The sequence below is a fragment of the Achromobacter sp. HNDS-1 genome (assembly GCF_040084795.1).
In the GTDB taxonomy this organism is placed as follows: Bacteria; Pseudomonadota; Gammaproteobacteria; order Burkholderiales; family Burkholderiaceae_B; genus Achromobacter; species Achromobacter ruhlandii.
On the sequence record NZ_CP157584.1, the window covers coordinates 1,742,490 to 1,760,192 of the forward strand.

General features: G+C 59.4%; 18 protein-coding genes. 5 read left to right on the forward strand and 13 right to left on the reverse strand.

The genetic code is table 11. The features are described 5' to 3' along the window. Positions 1-253 precede the first annotated feature (253 nt). From ABFG95_RS07970 to ABFG95_RS07985, 4 genes are read right to left on the reverse strand one after another with little or no spacing between them, the layout of a single operon-like run. Positions 254-742: a hypothetical protein gene (locus tag ABFG95_RS07970; RefSeq protein ID WP_279968384.1), complete on the reverse strand. Its 489-nt coding sequence runs from the start codon at positions 740-742 to the stop codon at positions 254-256. Further along, a complete protein-coding gene (locus ABFG95_RS07975) occupies positions 739-2,709 on the reverse strand; it encodes a DEAD/DEAH box helicase (protein WP_092578925.1) in 1,971 nt (656 codons plus the stop codon). The genes ABFG95_RS07970 and ABFG95_RS07975 overlap by 4 nt, the downstream gene beginning before the upstream one ends. Continuing rightward, the gene (locus ABFG95_RS07980; RefSeq protein ID WP_279968382.1) at positions 2,706-4,619 is read right to left on the reverse strand and encodes a hypothetical protein; all 1,914 of its coding nucleotides are present in this window, start codon (positions 4,617-4,619) and stop codon (positions 2,706-2,708) included. Before ABFG95_RS07980 ends, ABFG95_RS07975 begins: the two co-directional genes overlap by 4 nt. 4 nt (positions 4,620-4,623) lie before the next feature. Next, positions 4,624-5,517, reverse strand: a complete 894-nt coding sequence (locus ABFG95_RS07985) for an SEL1-like repeat protein (protein ID WP_076515741.1) — start codon at positions 5,515-5,517, stop codon at positions 4,624-4,626. Between the two features lie 52 nt (positions 5,518-5,569). Here ABFG95_RS07985 and ABFG95_RS07990 point away from each other — a divergent pair, with 52 nt between their 5' ends. Beyond that, the gene (locus tag ABFG95_RS07990) at positions 5,570-6,673 is read left to right on the forward strand and encodes a hypothetical protein (protein ID WP_348995727.1); all 1,104 of its coding nucleotides are present in this window, start codon (positions 5,570-5,572) and stop codon (positions 6,671-6,673) included. On the opposite strand, the gene ABFG95_RS07995 is transcribed toward ABFG95_RS07990, so the two are convergent. Both ABFG95_RS07995 and ABFG95_RS08000 read right to left on the reverse strand, forming a co-directional pair. Continuing rightward, entirely contained in the window at positions 6,670-7,425 is a 756-nt protein-coding gene (locus ABFG95_RS07995; protein ID WP_348995728.1) for a hypothetical protein, read from the reverse strand. The two genes, ABFG95_RS07990 and ABFG95_RS07995, sit on opposite strands and share 4 nt — an antisense overlap. Then, on the reverse strand, positions 7,425-8,864 hold the full coding sequence (locus tag ABFG95_RS08000) for a hypothetical protein (RefSeq protein ID WP_348995729.1): 1,440 nt from the start codon (positions 8,862-8,864) through the stop codon (positions 7,425-7,427). The genes ABFG95_RS07995 and ABFG95_RS08000 overlap by 1 nt, the downstream gene beginning before the upstream one ends. Before the next feature lie 193 nt (positions 8,865-9,057). On the opposite strand from ABFG95_RS08000, the gene ABFG95_RS08005 reads away from it, so the two are divergent. After that, positions 9,058-9,723: a hypothetical protein gene (locus ABFG95_RS08005; protein ID WP_348995730.1), complete on the forward strand. Its 666-nt coding sequence runs from the start codon at positions 9,058-9,060 to the stop codon at positions 9,721-9,723. Positions 9,724-9,863: 140 nt separating this feature from the next. Here ABFG95_RS08005 and ssb read toward each other — a convergent pair whose 3' ends face one another. The 3 genes from ssb to ABFG95_RS08020 all read right to left on the reverse strand — a co-directional run bounded on the left by ssb (position 9,864) and on the right by ABFG95_RS08020 (position 12,611). Then, complete coding sequence (gene ssb / locus ABFG95_RS08010; RefSeq protein ID WP_348995731.1) at positions 9,864-10,334, reverse strand: single-stranded DNA-binding protein; 471 nt, start codon at positions 10,332-10,334, stop codon at positions 9,864-9,866. A gap of 112 nt (positions 10,335-10,446) precedes the next feature. Continuing rightward, positions 10,447-11,682, reverse strand: coding sequence for a hypothetical protein (locus ABFG95_RS08015; protein ID WP_348995732.1), 1,236 nt, complete (start codon positions 11,680-11,682; stop codon positions 10,447-10,449). 41 nt (positions 11,683-11,723) lie between these two features. Beyond that, positions 11,724-12,611: a hypothetical protein gene (locus tag ABFG95_RS08020; protein WP_279972485.1), complete on the reverse strand. Its 888-nt coding sequence runs from the start codon at positions 12,609-12,611 to the stop codon at positions 11,724-11,726. Between the two features lie 194 nt (positions 12,612-12,805). Between ABFG95_RS08020 and ABFG95_RS08025 the strand changes: the two genes are divergently transcribed. Continuing rightward, positions 12,806-13,447: a hypothetical protein gene (locus tag ABFG95_RS08025; RefSeq protein ID WP_348995734.1), complete on the forward strand. Its 642-nt coding sequence runs from the start codon at positions 12,806-12,808 to the stop codon at positions 13,445-13,447. Positions 13,448-13,522: 75 nt separating this feature from the next. On the opposite strand, the gene ABFG95_RS08030 is transcribed toward ABFG95_RS08025, so the two are convergent. After that, entirely contained in the window at positions 13,523-14,545 is a 1,023-nt protein-coding gene (locus ABFG95_RS08030; protein ID WP_348995735.1) for a hypothetical protein, read from the reverse strand. A 376-nt stretch (positions 14,546-14,921) separates the two neighbouring features. On the opposite strand from ABFG95_RS08030, the gene ABFG95_RS08035 reads away from it, so the two are divergent. Then, a complete protein-coding gene (locus tag ABFG95_RS08035) occupies positions 14,922-15,734 on the forward strand; it encodes a SprT-like domain-containing protein (protein ID WP_348995736.1) in 813 nt (270 codons plus the stop codon). 72 nt (positions 15,735-15,806) lie between these two features. Then, complete coding sequence (locus ABFG95_RS08040) at positions 15,807-16,433, forward strand: hypothetical protein (protein WP_279972479.1); 627 nt, start codon at positions 15,807-15,809, stop codon at positions 16,431-16,433. A gap of 135 nt (positions 16,434-16,568) precedes the next feature. Here the strand turns inward: ABFG95_RS08040 and ABFG95_RS08045 are convergent, their stop codons facing one another. From ABFG95_RS08045 to ABFG95_RS08055, 3 genes are all read right to left on the reverse strand, one after another. Next, the gene (locus ABFG95_RS08045; protein ID WP_278044438.1) at positions 16,569-16,697 is read right to left on the reverse strand and encodes a hypothetical protein; all 129 of its coding nucleotides are present in this window, start codon (positions 16,695-16,697) and stop codon (positions 16,569-16,571) included. A gap of 1 nt (position 16,698) precedes the next feature. Continuing rightward, positions 16,699-17,043 (reverse strand): hypothetical protein, encoded by a 345-nt coding sequence (locus ABFG95_RS08050; protein ID WP_054470961.1) that lies wholly within the window; start codon positions 17,041-17,043, stop codon positions 16,699-16,701. Between the two features lie 152 nt (positions 17,044-17,195). Next, on the reverse strand, positions 17,196-17,633 hold the full coding sequence (locus tag ABFG95_RS08055; protein ID WP_082370906.1) for an antirestriction protein: 438 nt from the start codon (positions 17,631-17,633) through the stop codon (positions 17,196-17,198). Positions 17,634-17,703: the final 70 nt, after the last annotated feature.

Consider the following 17,703-nt stretch of genomic DNA (forward strand, 5'->3'; position numbering starts at 1 on the left):
TGATCAAACGCCCAGGCAAACGAGGCACACATCCTTGGGTGCCTGTTCCTGGCATGTACACTGCGCCCCCAGTACGGAGGCGTGTAAGTACTGACGGGAGGGTAAAGATCGACGACGTGACCATCGCGCACAAGCTTTGGCCGGCAGATAAGCCCCGATCCTCCGTAGTTCCGAGACCGGTGCTGTATCGCGTATAAGCCAGCAAACCCTATTCCTTTTGGAATAGGGTTTTTTTTTACCCGGGCCTACCCACTCACCGCGCGGGAAGATCAGAAGAGGCGATACCTCGTCCTTTTAGCGGTGCCAACGCATCCGCCAGCTTCCGATCGAACCGTTCGGCGCCAAGGCGGAGCTCGCAGAGGACCTCTTCCAGTAGCAGGCCAAACTCGTCGACCTCCGGATGCGGTTCCTGCCAAGGCTCTTCATGGTCGTCGTGGTCGATATCACCACATCCCAACGGGCAGCAGTTCGGATCAATTCCGTGTGTGCAATAGCCACACTCAGCCAGTTCAATTTGAACCTGTGCCAACTCCCCCGCCGCGAGGTAGCCGAAAGGCACGGCAACAGAAATCGCGAGCGACTTCATCTCGCCAGGAAGCCCAACAATGTGCTCTTCGACGGCGGCACTGAATCGTTGCTGGTACAGGTCATAGCTCAGTCCGCATCCGGCATGGGCCATCGCCTGGAGTGATTCACAACGCGCCTCCCATGTCGCGACGTCGAAGTTGACCATGTCCGTCATTGCGCCCCCTGACCGGCAATTCGACTTTCCGCCTCGAAAGCAAGGGCCCGCAGAGCGGCATGCTCCAGGTCTGAGTACGTGAGCTCTATCCCCATAAAGAGCGATCGAGTCGCGCCGCTCTGCGCCCCCAGGTCATGAAATACATCCCCAGGCCCGCGCATCGCAGCATCGCGAACCGCTAGACTAAACCCGTCGGCGCACTCTTCAAGCAGGCGGAGCCGGTCAAGGCTCGCCTGTTTAATCTCGCCGTCCAGAAGCATGAAAAAGTAGCCCTTTCCGCCCGTGCGAGCGAGACGCCCCCGCAACTGGTGCAGCTGTGTGACGCCGAATCGTTCGGGATGAACCACGACCATACAAACCAGCGACGGCAGCGTCACCCCGACTTCAATTAGCGTTGTACTGACGAGCAGATCGATCTCTTTCTCTCTCATCCGTTTGAGAACCTCATCTTTCTCCTCGTCCTTCATTCTCCCGTGCACGAATCCAACGCGGTCGCTGAAATGTGCGGGAAACCGACGAAACGCCGAGGTGCCGCTTGCCTGGTCGTCGTCTCCGTCCACCAATGGGTAGATCAACGCAGCCTGGCCGCCCTTCGCAATCAAGTCCTTCACAAACGCTGATAGCTGTTGGGCCTTTTCCCTATCCACCAATCGCGTCCGGACAAGCTTGGTGACTGGAACCTCTCGCAACTCCGACACGTCCATCCCGGCCAACCCTACCAGCGCCACGGTGCGAGGAATCGCCGTCGCAGTGACTTCCAGTAGATTCGTGGACGGACCGACCAAGGCTGCACGCTGAGCCGTCGAGAACTTCTGCTGTTCGTCAACAATCACGAGGTCGAACGCTCTGCCGCCCTTCTTTGCCCACGAGATGATCGCGGTCGTCCCAATCACCAACGCGTCATCTACGTCCTTGGGCTTGGCGCCAGCGATCATGCACACCGCCTTAATGTGCGGAAAGAATGCAACGCACTCGGAGTGGACCTGGGCGGCCAAAGGGCGACTCGGACACACTATTGCCACGCGGGCGCCAACCTCGCTGGCAGCTGCGGCGATAACCAGATACACCGCAGTCTTGCCTGTCCCAACATCACCCGACAGCAGCCGTGCCATGGCCAGGTTCGAACTCAAATCGTCCATGATGTGCTTTACCGCCCGCCGCTGGTCCTTCGTCATAGGATAGGGCACCATCTTTATCAACTCGGCCAGTCTTTCCACAGTCAAGACAATTCGAGATTTCGGCTGATTGGTGCGTTCACGGTTCGCGCCAACCTTCCAGGCAATCGCGGCGAGCGATAAGGCACGGGCTGCGGCCAACGATTGGGTGGCGTCGGCGAGGGAATCGGGCCAGTGTAGTTGCCTGATCAGACTCTCCGCAGGCATGTCAATCGTCGCCCGTATGGCGTCGGCATCCATGCCTGTTCGCTGCGACAGAAGGGCGACCGCCCCCGGGATCCCGTCTGGGCCAACGCTATGCACCGCTAACCGGATCTTGTCACCTCCTAACACCCCCTGCTTTCCTCGATAGAACGGCCGTACGCCCCCTCTTGCGTCCGCAGCGATAAAAGACGGATTGACCATGGAAGCGCGCCCGTGCGACGACCTCAGTACACCTGCAACGAAGATATCGTCGCCCGGCATCACTGTCCGCCAATTCGCCATATCACCGTAGCAGTGGAAATCTGCCTCGCTACCGGCCGAGTCCGAAGCCCTTACGAACACTCGCCCAGCTTCCATGCTTTCCCGGTCGACCGGCCGCCCGCTCTGGGTCATGAAGACAATGGAAATGCAGGCCACCAAGACATATGACTCGCTGCCTTGGTTTGCCACGGGCAAGATGGTGGATGGCTGCCTGTAGTCGTGATATCCCGCCGGCGCGATGAGCAATGCTGCTTCTCGGGAATCGACCCCGGCTTTGGCCAAAGACTTCCAGAGAGCGTCAATGTGATTAACCGCAGTCGCGTTCATTCGGCCTCCTGTGTGGTTGAGCGTTTGCCCGCTTCGACGGCCGCCTTTTTGCGATGCTGCTGGGCTTCCAGGGCCTGCATCACGACTCGGCTCATCTCCGCCGACGCTGTCGGATCAAGCGCGGCCAGGCCAAGCGGGCGACGCCCAGGCTTAGATGCGCCACCTTTCTTGGGCTTCCCTGACGCCTCTTCTTCGGCGACAAACTGGAGCAACGCCTCTTCCTCCGCCTCCTCTTCGAGGTCGGCCATGGCATCGGCGAGCGCTCGCTGCGCGTCGCGATCACTTGGCCGCGCGTTCCCGGATTCGGACTCCTGCGGCGGTGTCAATTGGTCAGGTGCGCCATCCTCTGCTGGGCAGTCAGCGCTCAGGCCAGTCGGTGCCCCGAACGCAGCGGCGTTCTTCTCCTGGATCCAGGATTCCGATGGCGGCACAGGCAGGTGGTAGAACGACGCGGCCTTTATCACAGCTGTGGCGACGTGGTCGGCTAAGTAGGTCAATCGTCCCAGCTCGGCCATCGTCGGTGGCGGCGAATGCATGACAATGGCCGGCGCGAAATCTGTAATGTGCTTTGTTGTCTTCCCGTGGTAGAGCCCAACGCTATACATTGGGAGGTGCGGCGAGAAGGACACGCTCCGATGCTCGGCATACAAAAGGCCACGGTCACAGAGGGCGGCCAGGATCGCGCAAGTGATTTTGTACCGATCAGGCCCGCTAGAGATGGTCTCACCAAGCTTTTTGAGAACCAGATTCCGCAAGTCATGTTCGCGGATGAAGATCTTTCCCTCGTGTTTCTGGCCAATCCGTACGGATGCATCTTTCTCCGGGTCTCCCGTGCCGTTGATTCGACCCGGCTCGCAAAGAACAGAGACCAGCGCCTCCCATACTTGGTCCGCGTCATAATCGTCGACCTCTTGATCTTGGCTTGCGCTGACGCCGGTCTCTTCGGCGCCCACGGCCCGATCGGCAGCTACCAGAATTCCCATTAGCGCGGCAGCACGGTCATCGACCGGAAGACCGTACTTGTCGATAGGAAAGTCACTCGGATGATGGTAATGAGCCAGCGCAACGCTCAGCGCCTCGCGATCGTGGTCTGGCAGTTCCCAGTACTCCGGCATCCTGGACAGTAACCGCGGTGCAAGCACGTCATGCACCACGCCTTTGTCATCATCATGGCTGGTGTTTCCAGCTTCCTCCGCGTTGGCGACGATATCGCCTTTCGCAGAGACTCGGTACACGAGAAGCTTGCCGATGTCATGCGCCATTCCTATAACAGCGATGAGCGGGTCTTGCGGCAAGAGCTTGTAGGCGGGATCTTTCTTATCCAAGACTTTGAACGTCTTTCGACGACGCGCTTTTACATACACGCCGGAATACTCGAAGCCTGGCGCGAGTTCCAACGCCTTTACGGCTACTGCCGCGCAATGCTCGTGCAGCCGCCTGGATGCATGTCCGCCACGTCGATGCGATGCTGGGTAGTGCTTGTGCGCGCAGTATGTGTCCCATACCGCCAAAAGGAGGTTATGGTGTGCCGGCCAGGTGGCTTTCGCCTGCACCATCCACACATCCAGTGCCGGAGGCAGTGCCAACCGTTCTTTTCGCGGGTCTCGGATTCTCGGTAGAGCATTGAAAGAGGTTGGGACTTCACCAATCGAGCACTCAATTCCCAATAGTGCCGTGGGCTGGATACGAGACCGGGCCAGCTCCCGCTGGACGAAAATTACGGCGGCGACAGTCGCCGACGACGCGAGGATGACCAGCAGCGAAGTGCGCCAGTCAAATTCCTCTGTGGCGAGGTAGGAAAGCACTCCCAGGGGGTTGTCTCCGAACTCGACGATGGTGAGCAGGACCCACCAGAACAGGGTTACGCGCGCAATGCGCAAAGGTAGTTTGTTATTTGCGCCAAGGGCCATAGCCTCAACTCCCCTTTTTGCTTAGGTCCCCGGGTTCCAAAGTGCGGGAGAAGTCAAACGGCGTGTACTTCGCCCTGCCCAGTAGCCATCTGCGCGCGAATCTGACCGCCTTGAAATGCTCATGATCTGGCAGCCCAAATTGCTTCGCCAACTCGCTGGCCTGGTCCTCATTGGCGATCCCTTTACCGACTTGTCCAATGATCCAGTACCCGGCCGCCATAGCGTTATCAGGCTTCGTGCCAACGCCTCTCTGGTACAGGTACACAAGCGCATCAATCGCATCCGGATAGTTCATGGAGGCAGCCTTGCGCATCGCAATGAAGCCCTGTTTCTCACGGCCAGTGTCCAGAAGCAGACGAGCATGCAGGTATGTCCCGTACGAGCTCTTCCATTTCGCCGCGCGCTCCGACCATTCCAGTGCCTCGGCCGTGCGCCCTTGCGAAAACAACAGACTCGCAGCCATCGCGGCCGCGGGGCCGATCCCGTCAGCTTGTTGATAGGCCGTCAGCGCTTCGCGCGGATCCGCTGGCACGCCGCGCCCTTCCTTGAGCAGGACACCGAGGTTGTAGGCCGCAAGCGGCACCTTCTTCTTGGCTTCCAAGAAATAGGAGGCCGCACGTGCGCTGTCACGGGGCACACCGATACCGTTGTCGAAGGCGTATCCGAGGATTGCCTTGGCTTCCGGATTGCCACGCCGAGCCATAAGACCAAGGCGGTCCAGCGCCTCCCGGTCGCCCGACATGTGCGCGGACCAAAGCTTGGCCGCGTCTCCCCTCGCCCCAAGTCCGTCATTGCCTATGCGAAACGCGCTTTTCACGCCGTCCGTCAGCGCCTCCATCACCCCACTGGAGGCATGAACTGACGCCGGTGCCGATAAGCAGACCGTCACCAGGGCCATTGCAGCGAGTTTCTCTTTTCGGCACGACATTCAGGCTCTCACGCAGACGATTTTGACCCTGGCGATGTTAACATTTAGAGGTGTCAACTATCTGATTTATATAAATCTTATGATAAAAAATCGATCAGATCTCAACCCGATTGGTCGCGGGGAAGACCTCCGGTTGCTCTGCCGCCAGTACGTCCAACATCGAGGAACCGAGCAAGAAAAGCAGCTTTCTGACCAAATCGCGCGGCTCGTTCTGACCAACCCAGACATCCGGGCGATCGCCTGGAGCGCACTGCGGCGCTACGGGCACCTGGGAAGCGACCGACTGGAAGAGCTGTTGAGTGAACTCGCGGCGGTCGTCGTAATCCGGCTTCTACCTCGAATGCGGGATCCCGATGCCATATGGGGCGCGCTCAAGGGCTGCGCACGCAATCTCGTTCTTGACTACACGCGCAATCCCTACGATTCCGAGCTACCCTTCACTGCGGACCTGGACGACCCCAAGGTTGGGGCCGCGCTTGTCCCTGTAGAATCGGATACTCTCCGCCTCGATACGACCATGATGGCCAAGAAAGCCCACGCACAACTTGCCGCAGCGCTGGCGGCGCCTCCAACTCGCGAAGATTGGATCCCGGTGCCAATTCCACCGCTGGACGGACAACTGCCCGGGGCGCCCGTCCCCCTGGCCGAGCTATCCACGCTGCCGGCAAAGCCGACACGCGCCCCCCGGACCGCAAAAATCGCGTCCGCGGGACAGCTTGAGCTGCGCGAAATTAAGACCAAGCTCCAAATGACGATTCCCGAGCTGGCGGCAGCACTGAGCAGCAATCCCAATACCCTCAGCGCGTACATGAAGGGCATCGCCCCTCTGCCGGACGAAGTGCTGGAGCGTGCACGACTGTTGTTCCGCGCAAAGTTCGACCAGGTCAAGCAACAGAACGACCGCTGGAAACAGATCGCCGGCAAGAGCGGCAGCATGGCGAAGATGATCGCCGAATGGAAGGAGCGCGCAGGCGTTCGGACGAACCGTGAGCTCGCCCAGATACTCGACGTGTCCGAAACCACCATCACGCGTTGGAGCCAGGACCTCAACATTCCTCCGCCCCACCGTATGCGCAAGTACGATGGGCTTGTCGACGCCGCCGGCGGCAAGGCTGCGAAGACCTAGGGGTGCACCCCGCCCCTAGTCAGGCCGCTGCGCTCCAGCACCCCCTCCATCTCGACCAACCGTCCCAACTCTTGAAGCTTGGATGTCGGGGCAAACACCACGCTGTTACCGTCCCCGATTGCCCCACCGGTTGCTGAGATCGAGAGGAGCCCGGTTCGAAGCAAAGCGCCCCTGACCGCTTCAAAGTCGCCCCACCGGGCCGTGTCTGCCCCATAAATGTCGTGGTATACCGCCGCCCCCAACTTGACTAGACGTGCCGTGCGCAAATCGGCGGGCATGTGTCGCAAATACCCCGCTAGGACGACAATCTCCTCTGTCGTCAATCCGGCCAGAATGTCTGCCCATCGATAAAATTCGTCCGCATAAACCGCCTGACGAATGAGCTGGCCAGCAAAGACAGCAGCAAGTAGCCGGAGATTGGTCCTCCCGACCCCTTCATGAACCGCGCGGGAGTAGCGCATCATGATGGCCGCAGGCTCCTCCAGTGGAAAATCTTGAGGGAGGCGGTATCCCCCTCTAATCTCCTCCAGCATGATCCGGGTCGCCTCTTCCGCACGACGTTTAAAGCGGGCTTCCAGCGCTTGTTTAGCAACCGCGCCCAATATCGAGCCACCCGGCACACCGAAGCTGCTCAGCGTGTCCCCGACAGCAGCTGCGACGTACTCCGCGAAGCTCACGACTTGGCGAGAAGCAGCGGGTTCGGGTCCGTTGGCTGGGGTCGCAGAGACCCGCACCGGTCTCGTCAGCTTCATCAAATGTCTCCTTCGACTGTCCCAAATTTCATCTCATGCTGAATTGGGACAATTTGCCAATGTTGTAGGAAACTCAACTCGTCTGGGATTTCTCCGCCATTCATGGCGTCCTTGTAGCGTTCAAACGTGGGCGGCAGGGCGACGACGACCTGGAAATCCTCTGCCGCTAAGGTTCGCAGTAGCGTTTCGAAGCCGTACTCCGGCAAGTTGTAGACAAGGTCTGCATCGATGAGCAGAAGCGTTAGCCTGTGCCGGCATGTAGCGCGCGCTTTCGCTATCAAAAGGTCCAAGAGGAAGCAGTTCGTCTCGCTGCCTGAGAGAGTTTCGATACTACGATAGTCGTCCTCTTCCATCTTGCACCAGACTTTAAGGAACGGTTCGTCGTTGTCCCTCAGCTTCGGTACCAACTCTGGATTCGCATCCTCTTCATCGCCGTCCGCCCAGTCGTCCTCGTCTTCGCTTGAAACCTCCATAGCTTGGCGACACTGGAAAGGTACGGGCAGCATCGGCCCCATGTCGTTGTCCAGCAGCATAAGGATCGCCGCACGGTCAATGCCCAGGACGCTGGCCAACATATCAACATCGTCTTGCCCTTCCCTTGGTTGCAGCCCGTAAGGCCAGGTCGGGGAGCAAATTACTTCCAAGTCTCCTGGAGGAAGAAGCATGCTCGTATCGCCGTCGAACCGTGTCATGCGACCGCCCGCCACGTCGACTCTGACCTCCTTGCGCAGAGTATCGGCGGTTGAATAAAGGACCGAAATCCGGCTGCTTACTTCCGCTTGTCTAGCAGGAACGGATTTGCCCTTCAAGCGCCACGCATACCTCTCATCACTCACGCACGCTGCGGCTTCCATCAACAGCGTTTTTCCGCCGCCGTTGCGGCCCACCAAAAGCGAGTTTCGAGACAAAACGATCTTCGGTCCGGGGCTGTCTCCTGAAAACTTCTTGTATTCGATGCTCTCCACCCAACCGAGCGGTGAAGGCTGGTCCGTCATTTGTTTGTACGCACGCGCTTCGGCCAGCGCCTTCCAGGCGAAGAGCTTCACGGCGGGGTAGTCGGCCCCCTTCTTCTTATCGATTAGATTTCCGTGATAGGCACAACACCAAATGCCGTTGTGTGCGCTTCCTAGAAACGCCTTATCTTTTCCGCCCTGACCACGGGGCCCGCCCGGCGATGCGCTGTAGATATGGCACGCGATGCCCATGTTGGCCACCCCGTCGAGCTGATAGTACGGGCCCGCCGTTGGATTCGTACACCGCGGCACAGAACACCTACCGCCCGCCTGGCGGTACAAATCGTCTTTCACGGTTGGCGAAAACTCTATTCGCTTGCTCACAGTTGCCTTGGCATTGACGTCCTTCGCAGCACTCTGTTTCGGCGGGTTCCCTCGACTCGGCTTGCGAAGCTTCGGAGCTGATTTTGTAGATCTAGTCGTCATGAAGGTGCACGTGGGTTCCAGCTAATCTAGAGAAGGCGCCCCTAGCTTTGAGCATCGGCTCCCAAAAACTATTTTTAATTACATTATGATAATCTAAGAAATATAAGGGACTGGCCGCGCCAGTATTTGCCTTCGCGAGGTCCATTAACGCCGGCACCGCGCACGAAGGACTCGTTCGAATGGAGTTGAGCAGATGGACGAAACTCGGTTGCAGCTATGGGGGATCCCCTTTTTACAGGTTCAGCATGTGGATGCGCGGCACAAGAATTTGAGGACACCTATCGAAGCCACTGACGAATCGGATCTGGGCACAAGCTACGGAAACAAGCTCTGGTTCTACGAAAGCCTCAAGGGCCTCGCAAGACTGGACGCCCATCTCGTTAACGCCGATCGCCACATGCTGGGCCTGAAGGAGCTGGGCCCCGAGTACGCCGATGCTCGAACGGACCAGATCACGCTTTCAGGCCTGTGGCTAATGGGCAGTTATGAGTGGCTGCGTACGTTCAAAGCCCGTTTGGTAGAAGCAAAGCACCCTGAAAAGAAGCAATTCATTCAGTTGTGCGATAAATTCGGTTCTGTTCGTATTCCCTTAGCCAAATTTGAGCCTCAGGGGGCTCACCGCAACAAAAAAGTCGGCGGCTACTCGATTGCCAGGCCAGGCGTTTCTCGCAGTGGCACAGGCTGGGTCGTCGACAAAGGCGTGTTCGTATCTCGTCTGGAGCTGTCGAATCAGCTCATCACCGCGCTTACGGAGTTCGACCCGTTCCCCGGCGTCGAACCCTTGATTCCGATGCGAGCCAGCAAGCCTCTGGACCTTCCTGAATTTCTGTGCGACGAACCTTGGCCACACATTGCCTGAACCGGCAACATACCGACCGCATTCGCGAAGACGCTCGCTGATGAGGCCATGCTTGCATTCGTACTGCTCTCACCAAAAGGAAAAGCCCACTCATCTAGTGATGAGTGGGCCAAGTATTAACATTCGTAAGACCCTAGGTCCTAGAACGGAATGTCATCGTCCATATCCGCCAGCGAGCCGCCGGTAGATTGAGGAGGTGGCGCGGCCGAGCGCGGATTGCGTTGCTGCGGAGGCGCGGAACCAGGCTGCTCTTCGCCCCCGCTTTCGCCGCCCCCTCGTCCACCCAACATCTGCATTTGATCGCCGACGACTTCAGTGCTGTACCTGTCCGCCCCCGTGTCCTTGTCCTGCCATTTCCGCGTCTTGAGTCGGCCCTCAATGTAGACCTGCCGGCCTTTCTTGAGATACTCGCCTGCGACCTCCGCGAGGCGGTTGTACAGAACGACTCGATGCCACTCCGTCTCCTCGCGGCGTTCCCCGGAGGACTTGTCTTTCCACTGCGACGTCGTCGCGATAGACAGATTGCAGATTGCGGCGCCGTCCGGCGAGTAGCGCACCTCGGGATCTCGCCCCAGGTTCCCAACCAAAATCACTTTGTTGACCGATGCCATTTTGATTTCTCCTTCGGAAAATGACAGATTTCGCTAGATCGGCAAGGCGGAAGAGCCTTGTCTTATCCGATCAACGGCAGGTTGACGACATCCACCGGTGGCTGGCAGCCGACTAAGTAGCAAGGTGGCGGATATGCGAATGCCGCCCTAGCACCGCAGGAATAATGGTCAACAGGCGGGCCGACTTCGGCTCAATGATGGCAACGTTGTTGTCGTTGCCGCTGACCGCCAGCAACGCTCCGCCCCCAAGGAATGTGCATCCCCGCGGATCCGGCACGCCGAAGCGAAGGGATGACCGAACCTCGGGCCTGTCCCAGCCATCCCACTTCATCCACAAGGTCTGCGATGCGGCGAACGTCGCGACCGAAAGGCCGAGCGACTCGCTCCTCGCAAAGCTTTGGCCACGTCGCTGCATAGTTGCCAAGGTGTCGAACTTGGTCGTCACCCCCTTCAAGCGATCCACGCGGTACACGGGCAACGGCAACTCGAAGAGTCCGCTTTCGAGTTCTACCGGCAGGAGCGAGGCACTGTCACGGACCTGCGCCAGCGCGGGCGTAACTTGGTTAGCCTGAAAGCACGAGAGCCGCTGAGCTTGCATCTGCATGACCAGCGCCGCCCCCTCGCCGTCAGGACAAAGGTGCGTGGCCACGCCGTCCGTGGGAAGCGCCCAGTTGCTTTCGACGGCCAACGTGCGTTTGTTGAGGAACGCCACGCTCGGCGCCGCCACATCGAACAGGAGATTGCATGCGCTACTCGCCGAACCGGCATTCGCCCCCTGAGGTCGATTCCCATAGTGGGCAACGGCGATCCAATCGCCGCAGTCGACCACGTCATGCGGGCGTATGCTGCCCGTAGCAACGCGTGTGATTTCCTTCCCAGTGGCGTCCAGGTACAGCAACCATCCCCCCTCGATCGGGGACGTCGAGGATTCAGCGGCGATAAGCGCTCCCGCGCCGTAGGCTAATCCATGGCCGCGGAACGTCACTCCTGCGTATCGTCGCGACTCCCGGCGCGTGAAGTCGTTCGAGAAGACCTCGATCAACTCCCGGGCCTCATGGCCGATCGCGAAAATGGTCCCCTCGGGATTGCTCGCCGGCACGACCAGGTCATGGAGGTTCGGAGAGTCGGACGGAACATAAACAGGATCTTCCCCGTTCACTCCGAGGACTGCAATCACGCCGCTCGCGGCGCCGACAGCGGCGGGCGGAAGCGGCGCGGTACTGTAGGAAAGGACACAAATGCGACCATCCGGCAGTCCATCCGCAACGCGGGGCGCAATCTGCGCCGCATTGGCTCTGCCGAACGCAGGAAGACCTGCGACCAGTGAAGCGCCGAGCATCTTACTCATGGCGTGTCGACGGCCGGCGAGCGCGGGCCCCTGGCGGCGGCTCATGCTTGTTGCTCGGGCGCTTCAGACATCGTCGACACGAGTTCCCTCGGCAGGTATTCCGTGAGCCAGGGATATAGCCCGGGCTCACCGATCAATCCGGAATCGAAGTCAAGGCGCTCGATGTCGCCGATCGCCTTGATGATGGGCACGCGACGCACGTCGGGCTCTGCGTCTGCGTCCGGCGCCGGCGTGGTCTTCACCTTCACGTACAGCTCACCCATGGCGTGGATGGCCAAGGGCCCGTTGCGCTTGGCTTTACGAATGGCCGTATAAAACGGCCCCGCTTGGCGGCCATAGATGCGTATCGGAATGCACTTATCAGCATTTTCGAATTGCCGCAGCAGCAGCACGAGCTTGTCGCCGGTGGGCTCCTGGGTTTCCGGATGGGGCTCGCCTCGTTCGAATTCCATGGCGTGCACGAAGCCCGCCAGCCGGATGACGTTCGATCGCTTACGCTGCGCGCGATCGATTTTGTATGTGAAGGCGTCCTGGCGCCCGGGTTCGGCACCGGCCGCGTTGAGGATGGCGCCGTTCATGCGCTTCGCATAGTCGCGCAAGTCATCCCCACGCAGGTCGCGAACGCTCGGTGCCTGGAAGTGCAGGGCCTTCAAGGTGAGGCTGTATTCGCCATCAATGAGGTCGGAGCGTACCAGCGCTGTGACGGCAATCACGTCGCCTGGCTTGAAGTACTTCGGCAGACCCACACCCTTGGTCACGTCAAACTCGAACGAGACGCGATAGTGCGGGCTTTTGTTGGAGATCAGGATCTCGCACCGGCCCGCCTCACGGTCGGCGGAGAAAAGCTCTCCGACCAGCCAGACGGCGTTCATCATCCCGTTCGTGTACGCGAACGAGCGCGGAGATACTGCGGCTTCGGCAGAAAGCATGTGGGCTCCTTTCTTTGCTCGGTTCCAAGTTAAACATTGCGCGGTGCCACAATACGCGCTGTTTTTATTTCATACAATGAGGAACGAACAAAAACGACTTTTAGGGCCCAAAAATTTGGTTTAGACGCTTGACTGATGCACAATGCGTGTCAATTAGCCCTGATGATATTTATTTCATCGATCGGAGACTGCGCATGGCACGCAAGGACCAAAATGCCCAATTCGAACTACCCGCCTCGTCTGGCACCAAAAGGCCGCAGCGTGGCCGCCCCCGGCGCTCTTCCGCCGACGATCCTCCCCGGTCCACGGGACCGGACCATTGGCCAGGGGTACCTCTCGTACAGCGGATCCGCGAAAAGCTTGCAGATCCGCGCTGCGAACTGAATCTCACCACCCTGGCGAGTCGACTGGGCCTCACACAAGGCGCTCTGACTGCGATTCTCACCGGCCAGCGGGCGACCCTTTCTCTCGTCCGCGATAAGGAACGGGGCGCCTGGCTGGCAGCTTGGCTTGGCATCCCTCAGTTCTGGCTGCGCGTGCTCGCCGGCGACATCGAGCATTCAGAACTGCGGTGTCAGATCGGGTTGGATGAGCAGCTGTGGCTCACCGCCCAGAAACTACAGGCCGACCCGAAATGGGTGGGATACGCGCCCCCGTCCAAGCAGTATTGGGATTCGCTCCCGCTCGCTCAACGTCTCTTGGTGGTGGAGCTGTACGAGTGGGGATGCACGATGGAGCGCAAACTCCTGATGGCCGACGCAGGCATCGCGCCTGCCCACCCGGCAAAGACAAAGCAAGGCAAGTCCGACCGCGAGCCCGTAGTTCAGGAACTCTGAGGCCGTGCGAACCGCTGTAGGGGGGGCAGTCGGGGCCGCCCCGCTCCCCTCCTGCGGCGAACATTGCCAATACGGTCATGCTAGCGATTGTTGCTCCCCTTGAGCGCCAACGTCGCCGTCGTTCTCCGCCCCCGCAGTCGGCTGTTTGCGCGAACGCTTCTCCATGGCTTCCGTGACTTGCAAGTGCGTCTCGCGGAATGCCTCAAGCGCCGATTTGCTGATTTTCACCGTGACCAGGTCGGCTTCATCTTCCAAACCCGGAATTTCGGCGGTCTCGCCCGGCAGGAACCCTTGAAGATACGGCGCGACCTTCGTCATTGCGTCGTAGAGGTTCGGCACGTATCGCGGAGGGACCTTGGGCCCGGTCGAAAGAACCTTGCGGGTCACCCTCGTTTGACCCATGGAATCCGCGATCTTGAGCCCCTCCAGGAGGCGCTCCTCCGCTTTGTCGCCATGTGACTTGAGGAACTGGACCGCCACGGCGGCCGACACCTTGTCCTCGATCACCATCTGTCGGATTCGGCTCGGGGCGCCCATCAGCGAGAGCAAATCATTGACGTACTGCTCGCTGTAGCCAAAACGACGGGCAATTTCGGATACCGACACCTGATATCCAATCATCCGCTTCATCAAAATGCCCAGCTCATAGGGTGCGAGCGGCGTGCCCTCTTGGGCATTAGCTTGAGCCACGGTGAGGTCAACCATGGTCGTGCCCTTGGGCAGCACGATCATGGGAATACGCTCGATCTTCGCTCCGTGCTCCCGCGCCCATCCGGTCGCATGATATCGGGTATGCCCCTCGGTCAGGTAGAGCACGTCCAAGCCACCTTCGCGCGCGACATAGCCCTGGACGGGCTTGTCCGGCGCATAGCCGTTGGCGAGGATCAGGCCACCGATGTACGCGACCCGCTTCCGCCATTTTTCGTTGTTGATGCGGGGCTGCCATCCAGGAATCAGGCGGATCTGCTCATACGGCACGTTCCAGAGGTCCGAGCTCTTCGCGCCCGCGGCGTCCATGCTCGCTTTCACATTGCCCCGCACGAGTTCGCGCTCGACGGTCGTCGGCGGAAGTTGGTCATCGAGCACTTGGTCATTCATGGCGTTCTCCTTGGCCTACGTTAGGCGCTGATGCAGACAGCCTCCATAACTGATGGGCCCGCTGCGGATGGGTTGGCGATGCGCCCCGAAGGCGAGCAAAGCTACTTTTTGGGCAATTATAAATCGCTGCTTTATTTGACGTAAAGTATCAATTAATATTGCCGATACTAAAAGATGTATCCGCGCCCCCGATTGAAGCGGTATGACCAATAAAAAACGCCCCGAACCGTGGGGCGGCCGGGGCGTCAGTCTCGTCGAGTGAAGCGACTTGGAGAGAGTCGTTGTCGATGCACAACGAGCGATGCATCGAGTGGAATTAAAGCATAGCTAAATTTGCTCCGTAAGGGGCGAGACCGCCAAATTTTGCGACACGACCATGCCAACCGAATTCTTCGAGCCGTCCGCGGATGGCCCAACCGCTGAGGCGTACGGCGAACTGTACGTTGCGTTCGAACACTTCAACCGGGCCATGTTCGACGCGCAGCTTCCGCCGTGCCTGATTACGCTGCAACGGCGCAAAGGCACCTATGGCTACTTCTCGAAAGGCCGATTCGTACGACGCGGCACGGGCGACATGGTCGATGAAATCGCATTGAACCCAGCGTACTTCGCAAGCCAGACCATCAAGAACACCCTCTCCACCCTGGTCCACGAACAAGTCCACCAGTGGCAGCGCCATTTCGGCAGCTTCAGCCGCCGCGGATACCACAACAAGGAATGGGCAGACAAGATGGAATCCATCGGACTGATCCCCTCCGATACGGGCAAGCCCGGCGGCCGCAAAACGGGACAGCAGATGGATCACTACATCGAGCCTGGCGGCGTTTTCGATTTGGCATGCGACTCGCTGCTCACCCGCGAATTCACGCTTTCCTGGCTCGACCGCTTTCCTGCTGAGCGGCTGCCCGTCGCCCCCATGCCTATCACGGCCGCACCGCCAGCCGCTCCAGATGCTCTGACGCCAGCGCCAGTGCCCGCTTCTACGGCATACCTTGGACTGGGCCGGGCCGAATCTGTGCTGGCGCTGCCGACTGGCGACCCGGTCAATCGGTCCAACCGCGTGAAATACCGATGCGCGACCTGCCTGGCGCAAGTGTGGGGAAAACCGAATCTCAAGCTCCGATGCGGGGTCTCCATGTGCCGCAATGCCCCCTTCGAGGAGTGCGGTGCAATTACGCAATGCCCATAGCACATAACGCCAATCCCATCACTCAAAGCGCCTTACTGACATTCAACAGTAGACCTCCCAGAGGACTCTCTCATGAGCACCGAACCCACCACCCCTAAGCAGTTCACCGTCCGCGAACTCCAAGCCATCCTCAACGATTGCGATCCAGACGCGACGGTGGATTTGACCCTGCCGGGCTTCATCGACGCGAGCGATAAGCAAATAGTTGAAGATCCTGATCTGGCAAGCGATGCGTACGGCTTCGTGCCGCAGGTTGAGGTGTTCTACAAAACGGGCAAAGATATGCCCTATGAGCACTTTTTCGGCGACGACGGCGCCCCCCGTCCGGGCGTAAAGCCTAATGCAGTGTCCATCGCCATCTCCCGGGACGAAATCGAAAAACTGTACCGAGACCGCAAGCGTGCCATCGAGCTGGACGCTCTCAGGTTGGAGCCGGAGCCAGCCACCGCCGACGCCGACACCGTTATCGTGGACGTGCGACTCTCGCGAGAGCTTCACACCAACATCCGTCAATTGTTGGGCCAGCTAAATGGCTCGCGCCAAGTCAAGATCGAGCAAGCCTGCACGCATGGCCTACTAACCGTTGCAGGTGCGCTGGCAATGCTTGCGGAAGACCTCGGCATGGTTCGGAGCCGGCCCGGTTCCTGGGAAGGCTCAAACATGGCCCAGGTGCTCGCTTCGCACGGCTACGACAATTGAGCGGCGTACTAACCGGCTCGCCCGCGCATTCACGCCTGCCCCGCAGGCCTGCCTTCGTGGAGTACTGGCCGCGCCCCTATCGGTCGAGGGCAAAAAAAAACCCTCGAACGAATCGAGGGTTTTCCGGGCGACGTGTCACGCTGCGTGGTGACCCGACTCGCGCTGTTTCTCACGGTCAGTCTTCACGACGTTGTTGGCGACGAACAGGCCGAAACCAACAACGACGGCGAGGACGCCAAGCATTACAGCGGTTCCGAGGTCCATATCAGTCTCCTTGCTTCGTGCCGTAGAACAAACTGGCCAGGGCCAATGATAGCACCATCCCAAGGGACAGCCCAACCAACTTCACGTACAACACCCATGTTGCCGCACCCCAGTTTGTTTCAAACGCCACAGTAGCGGCACCGACACAACTGGCGATCGCAACACCCACAAAGAACTGGCCGAAGGCCTCTCTTTGCTTGCCTACGGGGTAGGTCAACGAGCGCCAAAGAGGACCAAACAGGTTCCTTTTCAGGTTGCCGAACATCTCCCGCGTGGGCGGGTGGTAGAACTCCGCCACTAGCCACATTAGGGCCAGGGGGCTGAGAATCAAAAACGCAATAAGCATCACCCCTCCTAGATACAGATAGTAACAGCCGGCGCTAGCACGAGGCCCGTGCGGTGCCGGAATCTCTCTCAGTAGCCCCAGGTCGTCTTCATGCCCCGGTGGCTGGCGCTCGGCAATAAAAAACCCGGTTCCAGAGTGGAACCGGGTTGGGGTTAGTCAATCGCCTGGAGGATCTCGCGTGCCTCAGCATGGCCGCACGCGAAATCTCGCAGGGCCATGTACAGGTCGAGATGGTTTTCCTGTTGGCTTTGGCACGCAAGCGCGTAGAAGCCAAAAAGGCACGCAATGATGCCCGCCGCCTCCACCGATACCTCGCCGCTATAGCCGTTCATCGCCTGCACGACGCGAACGCGCTCCTTCTGCATGGAGGGCACCATGAAGAAGCCCCCATTCGACAGCTCGAAAAACTCCCAATAGCCGCCGCGGTAGTCGCTGCACAGCGTTTCCATGTGGTTGTACACCTGCGCCTCGCCGATCATGAGGTACCGGAGGCCAGGCCCAAAGTACTTGGGTAGGATCGATAGGCGACGTTCCCCAGACACCTTGGTCGCCTGGATGACGTCCGTACCTTCTTCAACTGCTGCATTCATGCTCTCTCTCCAAAAGGTCCGGCGGAATGCCGGTTTGCCGAATGAAGGGATGTGGTCTGCATTCAAGGGT

What these genes read in the sequence shown, in the direction of transcription:
- ssb (WP_348995731.1), bottom strand. Translation starts at nt 10,334, where the DNA reads ATGGCATCGGTCAACAAAGTGATTTTGGTTGGGAACCTGGGGCGAGAT.
- ABFG95_RS07985 (WP_076515741.1), bottom strand. Translation starts at nt 5,517, where the DNA reads ATGGCCCTGGTGACGGTCTGCTTATCGGCACCGGCGTCAGTTCATGCC.
- ABFG95_RS08005 (WP_348995730.1), top strand. Translation starts at nt 9,058, where the DNA reads ATGGACGAAACTCGGTTGCAGCTATGGGGGATCCCCTTTTTACAGGTT.
- ABFG95_RS07970 (WP_279968384.1), bottom strand. Translation starts at nt 742, where the DNA reads ATGACGGACATGGTCAACTTCGACGTCGCGACATGGGAGGCGCGTTGT.
- ABFG95_RS08025 (WP_348995734.1), top strand. Translation starts at nt 12,806, where the DNA reads ATGGCACGCAAGGACCAAAATGCCCAATTCGAACTACCCGCCTCGTCT.
- ABFG95_RS08030 (WP_348995735.1), bottom strand. Translation starts at nt 14,545, where the DNA reads ATGAATGACCAAGTGCTCGATGACCAACTTCCGCCGACGACCGTCGAG.
- ABFG95_RS08055 (WP_082370906.1), bottom strand. Translation starts at nt 17,633, where the DNA reads ATGAATGCAGCAGTTGAAGAAGGTACGGACGTCATCCAGGCGACCAAG.
- ABFG95_RS08050 (WP_054470961.1), bottom strand. Translation starts at nt 17,043, where the DNA reads ATGCTTATTGCGTTTTTGATTCTCAGCCCCCTGGCCCTAATGTGGCTA.
- ABFG95_RS08035 (WP_348995736.1), top strand. Translation starts at nt 14,922, where the DNA reads ATGCCAACCGAATTCTTCGAGCCGTCCGCGGATGGCCCAACCGCTGAG.
- ABFG95_RS08015 (WP_348995732.1), bottom strand. Translation starts at nt 11,682, where the DNA reads ATGAGTAAGATGCTCGGCGCTTCACTGGTCGCAGGTCTTCCTGCGTTC.
- ABFG95_RS08000 (WP_348995729.1), bottom strand. Translation starts at nt 8,864, where the DNA reads ATGACGACTAGATCTACAAAATCAGCTCCGAAGCTTCGCAAGCCGAGT.
- ABFG95_RS07975 (WP_092578925.1), bottom strand. Translation starts at nt 2,709, where the DNA reads ATGAACGCGACTGCGGTTAATCACATTGACGCTCTCTGGAAGTCTTTG.
- ABFG95_RS08020 (WP_279972485.1), bottom strand. Translation starts at nt 12,611, where the DNA reads ATGCTTTCTGCCGAAGCCGCAGTATCTCCGCGCTCGTTCGCGTACACG.
- ABFG95_RS08045 (WP_278044438.1), bottom strand. Translation starts at nt 16,697, where the DNA reads ATGGACCTCGGAACCGCTGTAATGCTTGGCGTCCTCGCCGTCGTTGTT.
- ABFG95_RS07980 (WP_279968382.1), bottom strand. Translation starts at nt 4,619, where the DNA reads ATGGCCCTTGGCGCAAATAACAAACTACCTTTGCGCATTGCGCGCGTA.
- ABFG95_RS07995 (WP_348995728.1), bottom strand. Translation starts at nt 7,425, where the DNA reads ATGAAGCTGACGAGACCGGTGCGGGTCTCTGCGACCCCAGCCAACGGA.
- ABFG95_RS08040 (WP_279972479.1), top strand. Translation starts at nt 15,807, where the DNA reads ATGAGCACCGAACCCACCACCCCTAAGCAGTTCACCGTCCGCGAACTC.